At 58.0% G+C, this 16,625-nt stretch carries 17 protein-coding genes; 12 read left to right on the forward strand and 5 right to left on the reverse strand.

Features of this window, described 5'->3' with window-relative positions:
- The first annotated feature begins 52 nt into the window (after positions 1 to 52).
- From pckA to BN4575_RS19280, 6 genes are all read left to right on the forward strand, one after another.
- A complete protein-coding gene (gene pckA / locus BN4575_RS19255; RefSeq protein WP_068979391.1) occupies positions 53 to 1,678 on the forward strand; it encodes a phosphoenolpyruvate carboxykinase (ATP) in 1,626 nt (541 codons plus the stop codon).
- Positions 1,679 to 1,882: 204 nt separating this feature from the next.
- Entirely contained in the window at positions 1,883 to 2,548 is a 666-nt protein-coding gene (locus BN4575_RS19260; protein ID WP_042024632.1) for a GntR family transcriptional regulator, read from the forward strand.
- 33 nt (positions 2,549 to 2,581) lie between these two features.
- A complete protein-coding gene (locus tag BN4575_RS19265; RefSeq protein WP_068979392.1) occupies positions 2,582 to 4,384 on the forward strand; it encodes an aminopeptidase P family protein in 1,803 nt (600 codons plus the stop codon).
- Positions 4,385 to 4,471: 87 nt separating this feature from the next.
- On the forward strand, positions 4,472 to 4,876 hold the full coding sequence (locus tag BN4575_RS19270) for a nitrous oxide-stimulated promoter family protein (RefSeq protein WP_068979393.1): 405 nt from the start codon (positions 4,472 to 4,474) through the stop codon (positions 4,874 to 4,876).
- Positions 4,877 to 4,989: 113 nt separating this feature from the next.
- Positions 4,990 to 5,475 carry a GNAT family N-acetyltransferase gene (locus tag BN4575_RS19275; RefSeq protein WP_068979394.1) on the forward strand — a complete coding sequence of 162 codons (486 nt, stop codon included), beginning with the start codon at positions 4,990 to 4,992 and terminating at the stop codon, positions 5,473 to 5,475.
- A gap of 110 nt (positions 5,476 to 5,585) precedes the next feature.
- Positions 5,586 to 6,053 (forward strand): glycine zipper 2TM domain-containing protein, encoded by a 468-nt coding sequence (locus tag BN4575_RS19280; RefSeq protein ID WP_042024629.1) that lies wholly within the window; start codon positions 5,586 to 5,588, stop codon positions 6,051 to 6,053.
- Positions 6,054 to 6,136: 83 nt separating this feature from the next.
- On the opposite strand, the gene amt is transcribed toward BN4575_RS19280, so the two are convergent.
- On the reverse strand, positions 6,137 to 7,564 hold the full coding sequence (amt, locus tag BN4575_RS19285) for an ammonium transporter (RefSeq protein ID WP_068979395.1): 1,428 nt from the start codon (positions 7,562 to 7,564) through the stop codon (positions 6,137 to 6,139).
- Positions 7,565 to 8,069: 505 nt separating this feature from the next.
- Between amt and BN4575_RS19290 the strand changes: the two genes are divergently transcribed.
- Positions 8,070 to 8,993 carry a GGDEF domain-containing protein gene (locus BN4575_RS19290; RefSeq protein WP_068979396.1) on the forward strand — a complete coding sequence of 308 codons (924 nt, stop codon included), beginning with the start codon at positions 8,070 to 8,072 and terminating at the stop codon, positions 8,991 to 8,993.
- A 90-nt stretch (positions 8,994 to 9,083) separates the two neighbouring features.
- Here the strand turns inward: BN4575_RS19290 and BN4575_RS19295 are convergent, their stop codons facing one another.
- A complete protein-coding gene (locus tag BN4575_RS19295) occupies positions 9,084 to 9,707 on the reverse strand; it encodes an outer membrane beta-barrel protein (RefSeq protein WP_068979397.1) in 624 nt (207 codons plus the stop codon).
- A gap of 252 nt (positions 9,708 to 9,959) precedes the next feature.
- Between BN4575_RS19295 and BN4575_RS19300 the strand changes: the two genes are divergently transcribed.
- Positions 9,960 to 10,598: an exopolysaccharide biosynthesis protein gene (locus tag BN4575_RS19300; protein ID WP_068979398.1), complete on the forward strand. Its 639-nt coding sequence runs from the start codon at positions 9,960 to 9,962 to the stop codon at positions 10,596 to 10,598.
- A gap of 66 nt (positions 10,599 to 10,664) precedes the next feature.
- Here BN4575_RS19300 and BN4575_RS19305 read toward each other — a convergent pair whose 3' ends face one another.
- The 3 genes from BN4575_RS19305 to BN4575_RS19310 form a co-directional block, all read right to left on the reverse strand.
- Positions 10,665 to 11,939 (reverse strand): amino acid permease, encoded by a 1,275-nt coding sequence (locus BN4575_RS19305; protein WP_068979399.1) that lies wholly within the window; start codon positions 11,937 to 11,939, stop codon positions 10,665 to 10,667.
- Positions 11,936 to 12,325 (reverse strand): hypothetical protein, encoded by a 390-nt coding sequence (locus BN4575_RS21930; RefSeq protein ID WP_141689879.1) that lies wholly within the window; start codon positions 12,323 to 12,325, stop codon positions 11,936 to 11,938. The genes BN4575_RS19305 and BN4575_RS21930 overlap by 4 nt, the downstream gene beginning before the upstream one ends.
- An 85-nt stretch (positions 12,326 to 12,410) precedes the next feature.
- The gene (locus BN4575_RS19310) at positions 12,411 to 13,301 is read right to left on the reverse strand and encodes a sensor domain-containing diguanylate cyclase (protein WP_068979400.1); all 891 of its coding nucleotides are present in this window, start codon (positions 13,299 to 13,301) and stop codon (positions 12,411 to 12,413) included.
- Between the two features lie 350 nt (positions 13,302 to 13,651).
- On the opposite strand from BN4575_RS19310, the gene BN4575_RS19315 reads away from it, so the two are divergent.
- Genes BN4575_RS19315 through BN4575_RS19330 form a run of 4 tightly spaced genes read left to right on the forward strand, consistent with a single transcriptional unit; the run spans position 13,652 to position 15,663 of the window.
- Positions 13,652 to 13,969 carry a DUF6968 family protein gene (locus BN4575_RS19315; protein ID WP_033135089.1) on the forward strand — a complete coding sequence of 106 codons (318 nt, stop codon included), beginning with the start codon at positions 13,652 to 13,654 and terminating at the stop codon, positions 13,967 to 13,969.
- Between the two features lie 23 nt (positions 13,970 to 13,992).
- Positions 13,993 to 14,628, forward strand: coding sequence for a Vat family streptogramin A O-acetyltransferase (locus BN4575_RS19320; protein WP_068979401.1), 636 nt, complete (start codon positions 13,993 to 13,995; stop codon positions 14,626 to 14,628).
- Between the two features lie 28 nt (positions 14,629 to 14,656).
- A complete protein-coding gene (locus tag BN4575_RS19325; RefSeq protein ID WP_068979402.1) occupies positions 14,657 to 15,073 on the forward strand; it encodes a GNAT family N-acetyltransferase in 417 nt (138 codons plus the stop codon).
- Positions 15,073 to 15,663: a GNAT family N-acetyltransferase gene (locus tag BN4575_RS19330; protein WP_068979403.1), complete on the forward strand. Its 591-nt coding sequence runs from the start codon at positions 15,073 to 15,075 to the stop codon at positions 15,661 to 15,663. Before BN4575_RS19325 ends, BN4575_RS19330 begins: the two co-directional genes overlap by 1 nt.
- Positions 15,664 to 16,625 lie beyond the last annotated feature (962 nt).

Raw genomic sequence — 16,625 nt, forward strand, 5'->3', positions numbered from 1 at the left:
TAGGATGGCTCTCAGATAGAACCCTACACACCTCTGAACCCAGGAGAATAAAATGACAATCGTGGCAGAACCCACCCTGGCCCAACAATTAGGACTGGACCAGTACGGCATCAAAAACAGCCAAGAAATCGTTCGCAACCCCTCTTACGACCAACTTTTCGCCGAAGAGACCCGTTCTGACCTGGAAGGGTTCGAGCGCGGTGTCGTCACCGAGATGGGCGCAGTCAACGTGAACACCGGGATCTTCACCGGTCGCTCACCAAAAGATAAATATATCGTCAAAGATGCCACTACCCAGGATACTGTGTGGTGGTCTGACCAGGGTAAGAATGATAACAAAGCCATTAGCCCGGCTGTGTGGTCAGATCTGAAAGCCCTGGTGACCCAGCAGCTCTCCGGCAAGCGGCTGTTTGTGATCGACGGTTTCTGCGGCGCCAACCCGGATACCCGGCTGGCGGTGCGTATCATCACCGAGGTGGCCTGGCAGGCACACTTCGTGAAAAACATGTTCATTCGCCCGAGCGATGACGAGCTGAAAACCTTCAAGCCCGACTTCGTGGTGATGAACGGTGCCAAGTGCACCAACCCGAACTGGAAGGAGCAGGGTCTCAACTCCGAGAACTTTGTTGCCTTCAACATGACCGAGAAAATGCAGCTCATCGGTGGCACCTGGTACGGTGGCGAGATGAAGAAGGGCATGTTCTCGATGATGAACTACTTCCTGCCCCTGCGCGGCATTGCCTCCATGCACTGCTCTGCCAACGTGGGTCAGGACGGCGACGTTGCCATCTTCTTCGGCCTCTCCGGCACCGGCAAAACCACCCTGTCTACCGATCCCAAGCGCGCGCTTATCGGTGATGACGAGCACGGCTGGGATGACCACGGCGTGTTCAACTTCGAGGGTGGCTGCTACGCCAAGACCATCAAGCTGTCTGAAGAGGCAGAGCCGGACATCTACCACGCCATCCGTCGTGATGCGCTGCTGGAGAACGTGACCGTTGCTGCCGATGGCACCATCGACTTTGATGATGGCTCCAAGACCGAGAACACTCGCGTCTCCTACCCCATCTATCACATCGAAAACATCGTCAAGCCGGTCTCCAAGGCGGGTCATGCCAACAAGGTGATCTTCCTGACTGCCGACGCCTTCGGCGTGCTGCCCCCGGTCTCCAAGCTGACCAAGGAGCAGACCAAGTACCACTTCCTGTCTGGCTTCACCGCCAAACTGGCCGGTACCGAGCGCGGCATCACAGAGCCGACTCCGACCTTCTCCTCCTGCTTCGGCGCAGCCTTCCTCTCCCTGCACCCGACCAAGTACGGTCAGGAGCTGGTGAAGCGGATGGAAGCCGCAGGGGCAGATGCCTATCTGGTCAACACCGGCTGGAACGGCACCGGCAAGCGCATCTCCATCAAGGATACCCGCGCCATCATCGACGCCATCCTGGATGGCTCCATCGAGAAGGCCGAGACCAAGGTGCTGCCAATCTTCAATCTGGCAGTGCCAACCGCACTACACGATGTGAATCCGGCCATCCTCGACCCGCGCGACACTTACGCCAACAAGGCCGAGTGGGATGCCAAGGCGCAGGATCTGGCAGGGCGCTTTATCAAGAACTTCGAGCGTTTCACCGATAACGACGAAGGCAAGCGTCTGATCGCCGCCGGTCCACAGTTGTAACGGACTCACTTCGCGTAAGTTCGCGTAAGAGAGATGATGCCGGTCAGCCTTGCTGACCGGCATTTTTGTTATGGTGCCCCGCTATTTTCGTGACCAAGCCCCGACTGGGCGCGCCACCAACCTTGCCTTGCCACACCGGGCGGGGTAGATTCAGCCAAACTCGCTCCTATCTACCATGTTGCAACGCCCAATCGTGACCCGACCATGACCCCCCCGTACCAGACTCGCACCCAGATGGTGATGGAAAACCTCCGCGGCAGGATCCTCCGTGGGGAGTTCCCCGCCGGCGCCCCGCTGCGACAAGATGCCATTGCCAAAGAGCTGGCGGTGAGCCGCATTCCGGTGCGGGAAGCCCTGATGCAGCTGGAGGCGCAGGGGCTGGTGAAGTTCGAGGCACACCGCGGCGCCGTGGTCACCATGCTGGATGCCTCGGCCATCGACGAGCTCTTTTATTTGCGAGCACTGCTGGAAGCCGATACCCTGTTTCACGCCGTCGACAAGATGACAGAAGCCACCTTCGCCCAAGCGGAGACGATCCTCACCCAGTTTGATCACGCCCTGGAGTCAGGCACCCAGATCGAACATTGGGCCGAGTTGAACCACAGCTTTCACGCCACCCTCTATCAGGCAGCCGGTCGCCCCCAGGCACTTGAACTGATCGCCCAGATCAATCTGAGCTGTGACCGCTATGTCCGCTTCGAGCTACTGTTTGCCCAGGGCGGAGTGGACAAAGCGGAGCGTGAACACGCCCAACTGCTGGAGTTGTGCCGCGCCCGGCGCAAGCATGAGGCGGTGGTACTGCTCAAACAACATATCGAAGCCGCAGGCCAGTCGATCAAACGGATCCTGGATAGCGGCCATCAAAACTGAACACTCATATAGCAACCATCTGGCACTAACGACATGATTAATTTCGAGATAATTGAAACCCGCGTCGCCCAAGTCAGGGCCGAGCTGGCCATGCAGGAGTTGGACGCATTTATTGTCCCCCACGATGATGAACACCTCGGCGAGTACATCCCCGCCTATGCCGAGCGACTTGACTGGATCACCGGTTTCAACGGCTCTGCCGGGGTGGCCATCATCATGGCGCAGCGGGCAGCCCTCTTTGTCGATGGTCGCTATACGGTACAGGCGCGGATGCAGACTCCCGCCGAGCTGTTCGAATTTCTCCACCTGAACAACGATCCCCATGTGCAATGGCTGGCTGAACAGCTGCCATCAGGCTCCCGGGTTGGCTTCGATGCCCGCCTGCACAGCCTGACCTGGTACAACAATGCCAAAGCCGTGCTGGCCGATCGCGACATCGAGCTGATCCGCATCGAGCAGAACCCCATCGATCAGCACTGGTGCGATCGCCCCGAGCCGACCAAAACTCCGGTCATCCTCTACAGCGAAGAGCTGGCAGGGCAATCGAGCCAGGCCAAACGGGAATTGCTGGCCGCCGATCTGCGCAAGCGCGGGCTGGATGCGGTGCTATTGACCCAGGCCGAGCCCATCAACTGGCTGCTCAATCTGCGTGGCCGTGACATCGAACGGCTGCCGGTGGTGCTGGGCTTTGCGGTGCTCTACGCCAACACCACCATGGATTTTTTCGTCGATGCCGACAAGATCGACTGCTTCGCCTTCAGCCAGCACGTGGGGCAGGATGTCTCTGTTTACCCCATCGACAAGCTGGGCGACGTGCTGCGGCGCATCGGTGAAGATCAGCAGAAGGTGCTGGCCGATCCCGACAGCGCCAACGCCTGGACCCAGCTCATCATGGAAGAGGCGGGCGCCATTCTGGTGGCAGGGCAAGACCCGACCATGCTGCCGAAAGCGTGCAAGAACGAGGTAGAGCTGACCGGCATGCGCGCCGCTCACCTGCGTGATGGCGTTGCCATGACCCGCTTCCTCGCCTGGCTGGATCGACTGATCGCCTCTGGCGAGTTCGAGGGGGTGGATGAAGGCACCCTGGCCGATCAGGTGGAAGCGTTCCGCCGCGAGCAGGAACACTACGTCGAGCCGAGCTTCGATACCATCTCCGCGCTCGGCCCCAACGCAGCCATGTGCCACTACCACCATACCAATGGCACCCCCCGTGCGTTTGGTCAGGACAGCCTCTACCTGCTGGACTCCGGTGCGCAATACATGGATGGCACCACCGACATCACCCGCACCATCAAGGTCGGTGAAGTGAGCGACGAGCAGAAAGCGATGTTTACCCGGGTACTACAGGGTCATATCGCGCTGGATCAGGCCCGCTTCCCCCGCGGCACCGCCGGTATCCAGCTCGACGTGCTGGCCCGCATGCCGCTGTGGCAAGCCGGTTACAACTACGACCACGGCACAGGTCACGGCGTCGGCCACTTCCTGAGCGTCCACGAAGGGCCGCAACGCATTGCACCGAAAGGGAGCATGGTCGCCCTGCAACCGGGCATGGTGCTCTCCAACGAGCCGGGCTACTACCGGGAAGATGGTTTTGGCATCCGCTGCGAAAATCTGGTGATAGTGACCGAGCTGGAACAGGTTGGCGAACTGCCGATGCTGGGCTTCGAGCGCCTGACCTACGTGCCGTTCGATACTCGCCTGATCGACCGCAGCTTGCTGAGTCAGGCAGAGTTTCGCTGGATCAACGATTACCATATCGAGGTGTTCCGTCGCCTGAGCCCGCTGCTCGAGGGCGAGGATCTCGCCTGGCTGGAACAAGCGACCAGTCTCATCTGATGACACAGGGCCTGCGGGCCCTGTTTTTTGTCCCCCCTTTTGACCTGTATCAACACCCTCACTAAACAGGTCAGGACAATGGCAGCCATGAAAAGTCATCATGTCAGCCCAGCAAGGGGCCCACACGCCGCAATCAGCAAAAAGGCGAGTGACCACCCCAGACTCATGCGCGAGAAAAAGACCGTCAGCGCCATGATCCGCCTTTACTGCCAGCACCATCATCAGGATCCCCACTGCCGCCACTGTGATCAGTTACGGGATTTCGCCCATCAGCGGCTCAATCGTTGTCGTTACGGCCACGGCCATAAACCCACCTGCGCCAACTGCAATATCCACTGCTACGCCCCGGCGATGCGCAAACAGATCCAGCAGGTAATGAAGTGGAGCGGCCCGCGCATGTTGCTGCGCCACCCCTGGCTCGCTATCTACCACCTGCTCGATGGCTGGCGCAAGGCCCCAAAACTGCCCCATAGCCGACCCCTTCCCCCCTGAGCGCCAGCCCCTTGCATCAGGCAGGGGATGACCACTACCCTGTGACTTCTTTTGCGCCGTTGACCTTGGGGTCAGCGGCCCTAACCGCCCCTCTTGCTGCCGATGGAGTCCTGATGCACCACAACCCACCCCTGCTACGTACCGCTACCCATGCCGATATGCACGCCATCTGGCAGATCGATGCCAAGGTCTTTGGCGACGACGTCTATCCCGCCTTCTTCTTCCGTCAGGCGATGGACTTGTGGCCCGAGCTGCTGCTGGTCGCCGAATACGAGGGGCAGCTGGTGGGTTATGTGCTGGGTGGCTTTGGTCAGGAGCGGTCGCAAGGCTGGGTGCTGTCGCTGGCGGTACTGCCCGAGGCGCGCGGTTTCGGCCTCGCGGAGCGGATGATGCGCCAGATGGAGGTAAACCAGCAGGCGTTACAGATCAGCACGTTGCGACTCACCGTTGATCCCGCCAATCCGGCCCAGCGCCTCTACTACCGGCTCGGTTACACATTGCAGGCAGAGGTAGCCGACTATTTCGGCCCCGGAGAAGACCGCCTGCTGCTGGTCAAAACCCTCTCCGGTACAGCTGCGATTCAAGGACAAAACCGGTAACAGAACGCATAATTGGTTACATTTTGCCGATTTCATGTGTGACAAGGTTGGAGTAGAGTTCAGCTCATCAACCGGATTGTTCAAATTCCATGCAGCCCAGGAGGCTCACCATGTTGAAGCGTATGACCCTTATTGCCCTGCTGGCCGCAACCACCATCACGGGTTGTGCCAATAGCGACGTTTACTCCGGCGATGTCTACACCAAAGACCGCGCCAAACAGGTGCAGACCGTCAGTTACGGCACCATCATCTCGACCCGCCCGGTGAAGATCCAGGCTGATGAGAACTCCCTGATGGGCACCATCGGCGGCGCAGTAGTCGGCGGCCTGCTGGGCAGCACCATAGGTGGCGGTACCGGACGCGATATCGCAGCTGCAGGGGGCGCCATCGCCGGTGCGGCGGCAGGCAACGCCGTCGGCAACAAGATGAATCAGGTCGACGGCGTCGAGCTGGAGATCAAGAAAGAGAATGGTGAAGCCATCGTGGTGGTGCAGAAAGCCAGCCCCACCTTCACCCCGGGCGCGCGGGTGCGCATGACTCAGGGCAATGGCAGCATCAACGTGGCCGTCGTGAACTAAGAGTGTGAACTAAACGCGCCACCGCTCGCGAGCCATAAAAAAACCGCCGAAATCGGCGGTTTTTTGTTGTCTGGCACTCGGGATTACATGCTGTAAGCCTTCTCGCCGTGGGAGGTCACATCCAGCCCTTCCCGCTCGGCATCGCCATTCACCCGCAACCCCACCAGCATGTCGACCGCCTTGAAGGCAATCGCCGCCACGGCACCGGACCAGAGGATGGTGACACCCACCCCGATGGCCTGGATCTTCACCTGAGTCAGGATGGAGTAGCCCTCGGCAACCTGATTGGTGACATAGTCCCACACCCCGGTGCCGCCCAGATCCGGGCTGGCAAAAACGCCGGTCAGCAGGGCACCGAGAATGCCGCACACTCCGTGCAAACCAAACACATCGAGACTGTCATCGGCACCCAGCAAACGCTTGAGACCGTGCACGCCCCACAGACCCGCCACGCCACTGATAAGACCCATCACCAAAGCACCGCCGACCCCGACGAAACCGGCAGCCGGGGTAATCATCACCAGACCGGACACCGCGCCAGAGGCCGCACCCAGCAGAGAGGGACGCCCTTTCATCACCCACTCGGCCAAGGTCCAGGAGAGTGCCGCCGCAGCAGGAGCCACCCAGGTGTTGATAAAGGCGAGTGCGGCGATACCGTTAGCTTCCAGCGCGGAGCCAGCGTTAAAGCCGAACCAGCCAAACCAGAGCAGGGAGGCGCCGATCATGGTCATGGTCAGGCTGTGGGGGGTCATGGGATCACGACCGTAGCCCAGACGCTTGCCCACCAGATAGGCCCCTACCAGACCCGCCACGGCGGCGTTGATGTGCACCACGGTGCCGCCGGCAAAATCGAGCGCACCATGCTGGAACAGATAACCGGCAGTGGCGGTCGCCGTCGCGGCAGCTTCGGCGCTGGTATAGGCATCCGGGCCCGCCCAGTACCACACCATGTGAGCCAGCGGGATGTAGGCGAAGGTGAACCAGATCACCGAGAAGAGCAGCACGGCGGCGAACTTGATGCGCTCGGCAAAGGCCCCCACGATAAGGCCGCAGGTGATGGCGGCAAAGGCCCCCTGAAACACCACATAGATCAGCTCGCTGATGCCAACGCCCTTGCTGAAGGTGGCGGCGATGGAGTCAGGCGTGACCCCCTTGAGCAGCACCTTGCTGAAGGAACCGTAGATGCTGTTGCCCTCGGTAAAAGCCAGCGAATAGCCGTAAATCACCCACAGCACGCAGATGAGGCAGAACAGGGTAAAGACCTGCATCAGCACGCTCAGCATGTTCTTGGCCCGCACCAGACCACCGTAGAAGAGCGCCAAACCGGGGATCGACATCAGGATCACCAGCGCCGCCGACAGCAGCATCCAGGTATTGTCACCCTTGTTGATAGTCATGGCGGCAACTGGTGCCACCGCAGCCTGTACCTGAGCGACCTCTTCGGCCCAACTTGGGGTCGCCAGCAACGTCATCAATATCGGCAGACCCGCCATCATCCATTTTTTGACCATAGAGCACTCTCCTTCCCTGTCGTACCGGTACAAGACCGGCTCCGTTTCCCTGATTGAATCTGTGGCAAGCCGCAAGGTGTTGCTGCAACCCGCCAGAATCACACCCGTGCCCGGCACGGGGATGTCTCTTGCCACTTCACATCACTGCGTCTACCGCCGATGACCGCAAGAGACCGTCTGATATGTAAAAAGCATAAAGCGGGCCATAAATTTAAATCCTTTATAATCATTAGATTAACTATCAAGAGCACACCTTTCGCACCAAAATAGCGCAGCACTTGCGCTAACCTGAACGCCAGCGCCCTGTGACAGGGCAGGCAATAACGTGCGCACCAGAAGTGCGCAAACCCGGAGCCAGCCCACAAGCTGATGCCATTACCATCGCACTGCCCGGGTCAGCTCGTTTACACTGTCAGGCCCGTCACTTGCTGTTATCTGCCCAAGGCACACCATTACGCGAGCCCCTGGTTGCAAGGTGATGGCAGGCCCACATCCGAGGAACCTCATGCAGTTCGATCGTCTCGACATCAGCCTCTCCCACTACCGCATTCTCGATGGGGAGCACCGCGCTCACATCGCCTTGCTGGGAGTGCTGATGCTGACCATCATGCTCCTGCATCTCTGGCTGCTGCCCCACTTTCCCTACGAGCGCTTTTACGCCGTCAGCTTTGGCTTCGAGGTGATCAACTGGTTCACCATGCTGTTCCTGTTCTGGGTGGTACAGTGCGCCCATCTGCCCGCCAAGACCTACCGCCTGCTCTCCTGTGGCCTGATGTTGTGGATCATGGGGGCCACCGCCGACATCATGGATGAAATCGTGCAGCAACCGCTCTGGCTCGCCATCTACGCCGAGGATCTGCTGCGATCCAGCGGCATTCTGCTCAGCAGCATCGGCATCCTGAGCACCATGCACCACCTCTTTCATATCAATGCCCAGCTCAGACAACAGGCGCTGTTTGACGATCTGACCCGACTGCCAAACCGGCGCTACTTTCATCAGCAGTTGTTTCTGGAGCGGGGGGTTTACCATGCGCTCATCCTGCTGGACCTTGATCACTTCAAGGGGATCAATGACAACTACGGCCACGATATCGGGGATTGGGTGTTGCAGCAGTTTGGCGAGCTGTTGCAGCAACACTGCCCGCCCGGGGCGCTGGCGGCCCGCATTGGTGGTGAGGAGTTCGTCCTGCTGCTGCCCGTCGCCAACGAAGCACAATTGCAGCAACTGGCCAGCACCCTGCTGGCGGCGACCCGCACCATAGCCCCCGATCCGGCCAGACCCCTGACGGTCAGTCTGGGGGTGGGGATCCGTGAGCCCAAGGAGCCAGCTGTCTCGCTGTTCAAGCGGGTGGATCAGGCGCTCTATCGCGCCAAAGAGGCTGGCAGAAACTGCGCAGTGTGGGCAACCCCGGCCAGTCACGAGACGTGAGCATCTGCCAGCGCAATGATGAGCACAGCAGCAAACATCCAGACAAAAGGGGCCAGACGGCCCCTTTCTTCAGCATGAAATTGTTGCGGCTTAAAAGCGGAAGGTAAGCCCGATATTGGCCTGCCACTGGGTCACCAGCTCCCCGCGCACCTTGAACACGCACTGCTCCGGGTTGCAGAGAAACTGGTTGCTGTCGTTGACCAGCGAGCCATAGCCGCGCACCTCGGCTCGCAGCGCCAGATGCTCGGTCAGCCGGGGTTGTACCCCGAGCGCCAGTGACATAGAGGGCATCACCTCGCTGTCGTAGGCGGAGAAGCGGGTCACCCCGATACCGGCACCGATATAGGGCGCCATCAGGTTGTCAGAGAGGGTCAGCGCACCGGCAAAGTGCAGGGTATCCACCGTCAGGCGATCCGGCTGATCGGGAGAGAGGGTGGTGGACTGGTGGCTGTAGAGCAGCTCAATCATGCCGGGATCATCCACCTCCTTGCTGATAAAGAGGCCCCAGCTGCCGGAGCGCTGCCCCTGCAGTGAATCGAGCGAGGCCGAACGCGCCACCGGCTCCACCACATCGTCGCTCTTCTCGAAATCGATGGCTGAGCTGTAGCCGAAAAACGGCGTCAACTGCCAACCGGATGTGGCCGCGACCTCGCCACTCCAGACCGGCCCCAGTGGCAGCAACAGCCCCACCATCGCTATCCCGGCTCTCTTCATTATCATCCCCTGCTCCCTGTGTGATTGTTCAGAAAGCATACCAGCTTCATTCTGCGCCACTCCTAAACGGCGGCTGTACCGGATCACATTCATGACGCGACTGACCCTCGGCTGTTGCGGCACCAGACCCGTGCCACCACCGCCGCGATGCGCCAGCCGCCACCATTCATCGGCGGTTAACCTCTGCCACGTATGCTGGCGAAAAATCGGGTCATCGGGGCCCGCCATCACCACTCAGAAGGACATCAGGGAATGGTTGCCGCGCAACTTCACGACCCCCAAACCACCCTCGCGGATACCCTGCGGGCCACCGCCCACGCCATCGACGAGAGCCACGTCAGCCTGCGCCAGATGCTGGAGCTGGTGGGCGAGCAGGGAATGCTGCTGTTCTGCGTGCTGCTCACAGTGCCTTTCCTGCTGCCGGTCTCCATTCCCGGGGTCAGCACCCCGTTCGGCCTGCTGATCCTCTTTATCGGCATCGGCATCACCCTCAACCGGGTGCCCTGGCTGCCCGCCATACTGATGGAGCGCCGCTTCGCTGCCGACCAGCTCAAGCCGACCCTGCACAAGGGGGCGGATCTGCTGGCCCGGGTCGATCGCTTTATCCGCCCACGCCTGCTGATGCTGACCGGCAGCAGCGCGGTCAACCGCTGCAACGGCCTGCTGATCATGCTGGCCGCCCTGTTGCTGATGCTGCCCCTTGGCGCCATCCCCTTCACCAATGCCATGCCCGCCTGGGCCATTCTGCTGCTCTGCACCGGCATGTTGCAGCGAGATGGCCTGTTCGTCGCCAGCGGCTACCTGCTGGTGGGGGCCACGCTGGTCTGGTTCAGCGTGCTGGCATTCGGCTTACTGATGGCGGGCCAGAGCGCCAGCGGCTTGCTCGGCTAACCCCGACGCACAGAAAAAGGGCGACCAGATGGTCGCCCTTTTTGATTTGTGCGGGATACCGCCCGGTCAAAGCAGATCGTAGATAAGGGCCGAGATGGCAAGCAGCCCCATCACCAACACAAAAAGGGTGCTCGGCCCGCGATAACGCTTGAGTGCGGGCAAGCGATAGATGGAGCAGGCTGGCAGCAGAAACAGGATCACCGCGATCAGCGGGCCACTGACGCGCTCGATGATGTCGAGCACATTGGGGTTCAGATAGGTGATGACGGCAGTCACAATAAACAGGATCACCGATGACACCCGGGCGATGGTCGACTCCTTGAGGGAGAGCCCCAGCCCCTGACAGGCACCGCTCACCATGCTCACCGTCCCCTCGCTCACCCCCATGGAGGTACCGAGGAAGGATTTGGACATAGCCAGAATGGCGATGAGCGGCCCCACATAGGCGATCAGCGGATTGGAGAACTTGTTCGCCAGCGCCGACAGCACAGAGATATTGTCGGTGCGGGCCAGCGCCATCTCGGCCTGACTCAGGCTCATCACGCAGCTCACCACGAAGAAGAGCACGCTACCGCAAATCAGCAGGCTGCTGCACTTGATGATCCGCTTGGCGCGCAGGTCGGCACTCTCCTGACAGCGCTTCTTCTGCGCCGCGCTGAAGGAGGAAATAATGGGCGCATGGCTGAAGGAGAAAACCATCACCGGCACGATCAGCCAGAGAGATTTCCAGAACGCCGGATCACGCCACTCCACCGCCTGACTCTCGCTGAAATAGGAGAGGCTCCACTGGGGCAGCAGATAGATAGAGAGGCCAATCAGAAAGGCGACCATCGGCAGTGCCAGCACGCTGATGGCCGATACCACGATCTGCTTGCCGGCCAACAGGATCAGATGCAGGCACAGCATCACCCCCACAACCAGCAAGCCGCGCGGCAATTCGGCGTTGCCCAGCTGGTGGACCACGAAGCTCTGGATCGCATTGGTGATGGAGATGCTGTAGACCAGAATGATGGGGTAGAAGGCCATCAGATAGACCAGCATCAGCAGCTTGCCTGCTTTGGCACCGAAGTGCTCCTCCACCACATGGGTGATGTCCCCTTCCCGATGGGAGCTGGAGAGCACAAAGCGACTCAATGCCCGATGGGAATAATAAGAGAGCGGAAAAGCCAGTAATAAAATAAACAGCAAAATAACCGGGGAATTACTGCCAACAGTAATAGGAAGAAATAACGTGCCGGCACCGACAGCAGTGGCATATAAGCCCATGGTCCATACCGAATCGCTTTTCTCCCATTTCAATTTTGAAACAGGGTTACTCTTTTCAGCAATAGAAACACTCATTGCAATATATACCTTATTAGTCTGTCATCATTATTTTTATAGGCCCGAATAACAGGCTGGAGATATGTCGTTGCATATCGCCCTGCACATGAAAAAACAACGCCGCCAGCGGCCAACAGGGCCACCGGAGGGAAACGGAGCTGCCACGCTACCATCGTTGAAATCGCTATCCGGGTCAAGGTTAATAATTCATGACCGTTTGAATCGGATTGTTTCAAAAGACAACGAGATGTATCACATTCGTCATCCAAAACCCGATTCAAGCCTGTTTGATAACATACCGATAAAACCTCATCCTGTTGCCCAACAACACAAATAAGACTAGCGATCAGGCCAATAATATTAACACCATAGCCAGTGGAATATGAGTGAAATAATACGGCCAACTTTTCCACTCATTGACAGTGATATCAGCCAAATTATTGATGGCAAAAAGACAGGTCATTTTTGCCAATAACAGGGCAGAGAGGCTCAGCGTGCCGGGCCGTGTGCCACCCGGTTGCGGCCTGCCCGCTTGGCCCGGTAGAGCCACTCGTCGGCCCGAGCCAGCGCCTGCTTGATCTCCTCCTCCGGCGGCACCAGGGTAGTGCCCAGACTGACCGTCATGGCGACCGGATCGGCAGGCAGCGCTTCGACGGCGGCGCGGATCTTCTCCGCCATCTGCAGCAAACCGGCTTCATCAGTCCGTGGCAGCAGGATCAGAAACTCCTCGCCGCCGCTGCGCACAAAGAGGTCGTCCGCCCGCAACAGGGTATCGATGCAGCCACTGAAGCGCTGCAAAGCCAGATCTCCCTGCTGATGACCGTAACGATCGTTGATCTGCTTGAAGTGATCGATGTCGAGCATGATAAGGCCACAGGGTGCCTCCCCTGCCCGCAACTGCTGGCAGTGCTCGAAGAAAAAACGGCGGTTGTAGAGGCCGGTCAGTTGGTCGGTTTCGCTCTGGCGCTGCAACCGCTGCTGCAACTCGAACTGGCGGGTGATATTGCGGGTCACCCAGGCTACCACCCGCTTGCCGTCGTAGAGGGAGGGCAGCGGCGCAATCTTGCCCTCGAAACACTGCACCCCTTGCGGCCCGACGGCGGCATTGATCCCCCCTACCTCGGTGGCGGCCAGCTCATACTCCACCACCTGCACCTGACCGCTGGCCAGCGACTCGGCCACTTGCGCCTTGACCCACCCGGCCATCTCGGGCGGCAGCACATCGGCCAGCTGCTTGCCCGCCAGCGGATTGCCGTCGTGGTAGGATTGCTGCTCCATACCGCCGATATATTCCATGTAATAGCCATCTTCACTGAGGATAAAGATGGGATCTGGCAGCTGGGCCATCACTTCATAAAGCTGGGTTATCGAAAGCGCCACGGAGACTCCTGTACTTCAGCGTCAAACAGGGGGGTGACATTCTGCCTCAAGAGGACTCAACTGCCCTCATCGACACAGATGGTTAATTTACCGCCACAGCCAACAATCCTTTACATCTAGCAGCCCGCGAGCGTCCCGGCCAACAAGGTTTGCCAGCACGCCCCGCCTCCCGACCCCACGCTCGCTCACAGTGGCGAAAGCCACCTCATCCGGTCGCGGATATCTCATTGTTTCAACTCACAAGTTCATTTACGCTGGCCCTCCTGAGCCTACATTTTCACCTCATCAGCCATCAGGGACGCCAGCCACCCGCAACCGCAGGGGCTGTACCACGGAAAAGGAATCGCCAGATGAAAAACGCCATCGTCACCGCCCGTTTCGACGCCATCAGCACCGAAGGGGAACAGCTCATCCTCAAGATCGCCATCAAGGCCCCCGAGCCGGACCCCAAGTCCGCCAGCGGTGACTGGCGCTGCAAGGTGAAGCTGGCGGGGCTCAGCGACAAGACCTTTATCTACGGCGTCGACAGCCTGCAAGCCCTGAGCCTCGCCATCAAATTTGTCGAAACCGAACTGCGCGCCTTCTCCGATGCGGGCTGGCAGTTCTATCTGCCAGGCAGCCCCGATCACCCCATCGACATGAGCGCCTGCTACTTCCCGGCGCTCTAGCCCGGCCAACCCAAGGAACCCAGATGCACGGACCCGATCCCGCCAATCCCCACCCCATGAACGGCTTCCCCCAGGTGTGCTTTATCAAGAACACCATCAAGGGGCCCAATATCGAGGTGGGTGACTACACCTATTACGACGACCCGGAGGATTCGGCGGGCTTTGAGCGCAACGTCCTCTACCACTTCCCCTTCATCGGCGACAAGCTGATCATCGGCAAGTTCTGCGCCATCGCCCGCGGGGTCAAGTTCATCATGAACGGCGCCAACCACCAGAGCTCCGGGTTCTCCACCTACCCCTTCTTTATCTTCGGCAACGGCTGGGAGAGTGCCGCCCCCGCCCCGGGCAGCCTGCCCTACAAGGGTGATACCGTCATCGGCCACGATGTCTGGATAGGCTTCGAGGCACTCATCATGCCGGGTGTAAAAGTTGGCAACGGCGCCATTATCGCCGCCCGCTCCGTGGTCACCGGCGACGTGCCCGCCTACGCCGTGGTCGGCGGCAATCCCGCCAAGGTGATCCGCTACCGCTTTGACGACGACACCGTAGCCCGTCTCAACGCCATAGCCTGGTGGGACTGGCCGGTGGAGCAGATCAGCCGGAACTTAAAGCTGATTGGCGGCGGCGAGATAGCCGCGCTGGAAGCGGCAATCCGCTAGAGACAACCACCATCAAGCAGGAAGCACTATGCAACTAACCCCACCCCAACCGCCTCAGGACAATGAGATCGAAGCGCTGCGCATTGGTCTCTCGGGTTACAACAAGGATCACGCAGGCACCCATCTGCGCGAGCGGATCGCCAGCTTTATCAAGGATAAAGAGGGCAAGGTACACGGCGGCATCATCGCCGACATCAAGTGGGGCTGGCTGCATGTCGACTGGCTCTGGATCGACGAAAGCATCCGCCGCGATGGCTGGGGCGGCCGCCTGCTCGGCGCCATGGAGCAGTACGCCCAAAGCAAGGACATCAGCAACTACCATCTGGAAACCACCAGTTTTCAGGCCCTCCCCTTCTACCAGAAGCAGGGTTACGAGGTCTTTGGCCAGCTGCCCGATATGCCGCCGGGGCATATCAGTTACTTCCTGAAAAAGCAGGATAAGTGATGACATGCCAGCGCCTTGCCAACGTCAATATCGTGATCAGCCCGTTCGAACCGGCTGATGCCGACGAGTTTGTCCGCGCGGCCCACGAATCGATCGAGACGGTCGGTAAATGGATGAGCTGGTGCTCCCATTCATTTACTCGGGAAAACGCGCTGGAGTGGTTTACCAACTGCGAGCAGGATCGCGCGGCGGGACGTGCCTTTGACATGGGCATTTTCTGCGCCACCACCGGCCAGCTCTTGGGTGGCACAGGAATCAACCAACTGTCGCCCCATCATCGCTACGGCAATATCGGTTACTGGGTACGCCAATCCCGCCAAGGCTGCGGTATCGCCCGACAAGCGGTCACTCTGCTCCGTGATTTTGGCTTTCAGCAGTTAGGCCTATTTCGGCTGGAGATCGTGATGGGAGTTGGCAACAGCGCCAGCGAAGCGGTTGCCATTGCCGCCGGGGCAACCTTTGAATGCCGGGCAAAGAATCGCATCTTTCTTCATGGGCAGCCCCTTGATGCACATATCTACGCCCTTGTTCCTTCTGAAGGTGTTTCTAATGGCAGGTATCCTGTAGCTGGCATGGTTATGCCCCCCTGAGTTAAATCGTTCCAAGTAAAAAATGAGAGCGATAGGCTCTGCATATACTCATCTCATACCTTGGTATATTGAGTAAAATTGTTGTTGTATTAACTTGCGTCTTGTGATAATTAAATAAAACCGCAAATCTCTTGCGGAATTATAATATGGAGACTCAGTCATGAATAAATTTCTGAAAAAACATCTTTTCTAGTTAAAAACTTTATCATTATCTTACATTAAAAATTTGAATTTCTAAAAATATATCGAGAACATGGTCTAATTGTATTGCTGAGTTACCTTGTGTTTAGCTAGATTGTAGAAGAATGTATATATTACATTTTATCTTGCTTACTCATATCTATCGGTTTTACAGTACCACCAACTATTCTCAAAATTGTAATCTAGTTATTCATAAAACCCAGTGTAACAAAGATTCTGATAAAGTACTTTACTTAATAAATTGACGTTATCAGCCTCAATGGGCTGATAACGTCAATCTGTATCTACAAATGTAGATATGAATCGGTATCGAAATGAATTGTATTTCACCTCCACATAAATGACATGCCATAATCTGTTTTATGGTGCAATACACTAAGTAAAATTTACATCAACATATTCATAAAAACATTCCAAAAGCAGTGCAATGAGCTCCACTTAATTAAACTTAAACGCATTCACCCTTTCAAGGCCATCATAAATAACATCAAGAAATTTGATATTTATAATCATAACAAGTAAGATGTTTCGACTATCAAAAATCTGATATATTTAAATTGGTTGATTGCAATATGACAACTTTAACACCCAAAAAACTATCATTACTTGTTTCATAAGCTGCGCAGCATTAGTACTAAATAACTGATCCTAATAGTGCTACACCTTCGCTGTGCCATAGCCATTCCCGGGGAAAGGAGACACGGTATCCATGAAGTGTTTCACTCGAGCCAGCAGGTTGGCCATCCCTCTGCATTGATGAT

Origin of the sequence: Aeromonas sp. EERV15, from assembly GCF_900079845.1 — a bacterium.
In the GTDB taxonomy this organism is placed as follows: Bacteria; Pseudomonadota; Gammaproteobacteria; order Enterobacterales; family Aeromonadaceae; genus Aeromonas; species Aeromonas sobria.

What these genes read in the sequence shown, in the direction of transcription:
- pckA (WP_068979391.1), top strand. Translation starts at nt 53, where the DNA reads ATGACAATCGTGGCAGAACCCACCCTGGCCCAACAATTAGGACTGGAC.
- BN4575_RS19260 (WP_042024632.1), top strand. Translation starts at nt 1,883, where the DNA reads ATGACCCCCCCGTACCAGACTCGCACCCAGATGGTGATGGAAAACCTC.
- BN4575_RS19265 (WP_068979392.1), top strand. Translation starts at nt 2,582, where the DNA reads ATGATTAATTTCGAGATAATTGAAACCCGCGTCGCCCAAGTCAGGGCC.
- BN4575_RS19270 (WP_068979393.1), top strand. Translation starts at nt 4,472, where the DNA reads ATGAAAAGTCATCATGTCAGCCCAGCAAGGGGCCCACACGCCGCAATC.
- BN4575_RS19275 (WP_068979394.1), top strand. Translation starts at nt 4,990, where the DNA reads ATGCACCACAACCCACCCCTGCTACGTACCGCTACCCATGCCGATATG.
- BN4575_RS19280 (WP_042024629.1), top strand. Translation starts at nt 5,586, where the DNA reads ATGTTGAAGCGTATGACCCTTATTGCCCTGCTGGCCGCAACCACCATC.
- amt (WP_068979395.1), bottom strand. Translation starts at nt 7,564, where the DNA reads ATGGTCAAAAAATGGATGATGGCGGGTCTGCCGATATTGATGACGTTG.
- BN4575_RS19290 (WP_068979396.1), top strand. Translation starts at nt 8,070, where the DNA reads ATGCAGTTCGATCGTCTCGACATCAGCCTCTCCCACTACCGCATTCTC.
- BN4575_RS19295 (WP_068979397.1), bottom strand. Translation starts at nt 9,707, where the DNA reads ATGAAGAGAGCCGGGATAGCGATGGTGGGGCTGTTGCTGCCACTGGGG.
- BN4575_RS19300 (WP_068979398.1), top strand. Translation starts at nt 9,960, where the DNA reads ATGGTTGCCGCGCAACTTCACGACCCCCAAACCACCCTCGCGGATACC.
- BN4575_RS19305 (WP_068979399.1), bottom strand. Translation starts at nt 11,939, where the DNA reads ATGAGTGTTTCTATTGCTGAAAAGAGTAACCCTGTTTCAAAATTGAAA.
- BN4575_RS19315 (WP_033135089.1), top strand. Translation starts at nt 13,652, where the DNA reads ATGAAAAACGCCATCGTCACCGCCCGTTTCGACGCCATCAGCACCGAA.
- BN4575_RS19320 (WP_068979401.1), top strand. Translation starts at nt 13,993, where the DNA reads ATGCACGGACCCGATCCCGCCAATCCCCACCCCATGAACGGCTTCCCC.
- BN4575_RS19325 (WP_068979402.1), top strand. Translation starts at nt 14,657, where the DNA reads ATGCAACTAACCCCACCCCAACCGCCTCAGGACAATGAGATCGAAGCG.
- BN4575_RS19330 (WP_068979403.1), top strand. Translation starts at nt 15,073, where the DNA reads ATGACATGCCAGCGCCTTGCCAACGTCAATATCGTGATCAGCCCGTTC.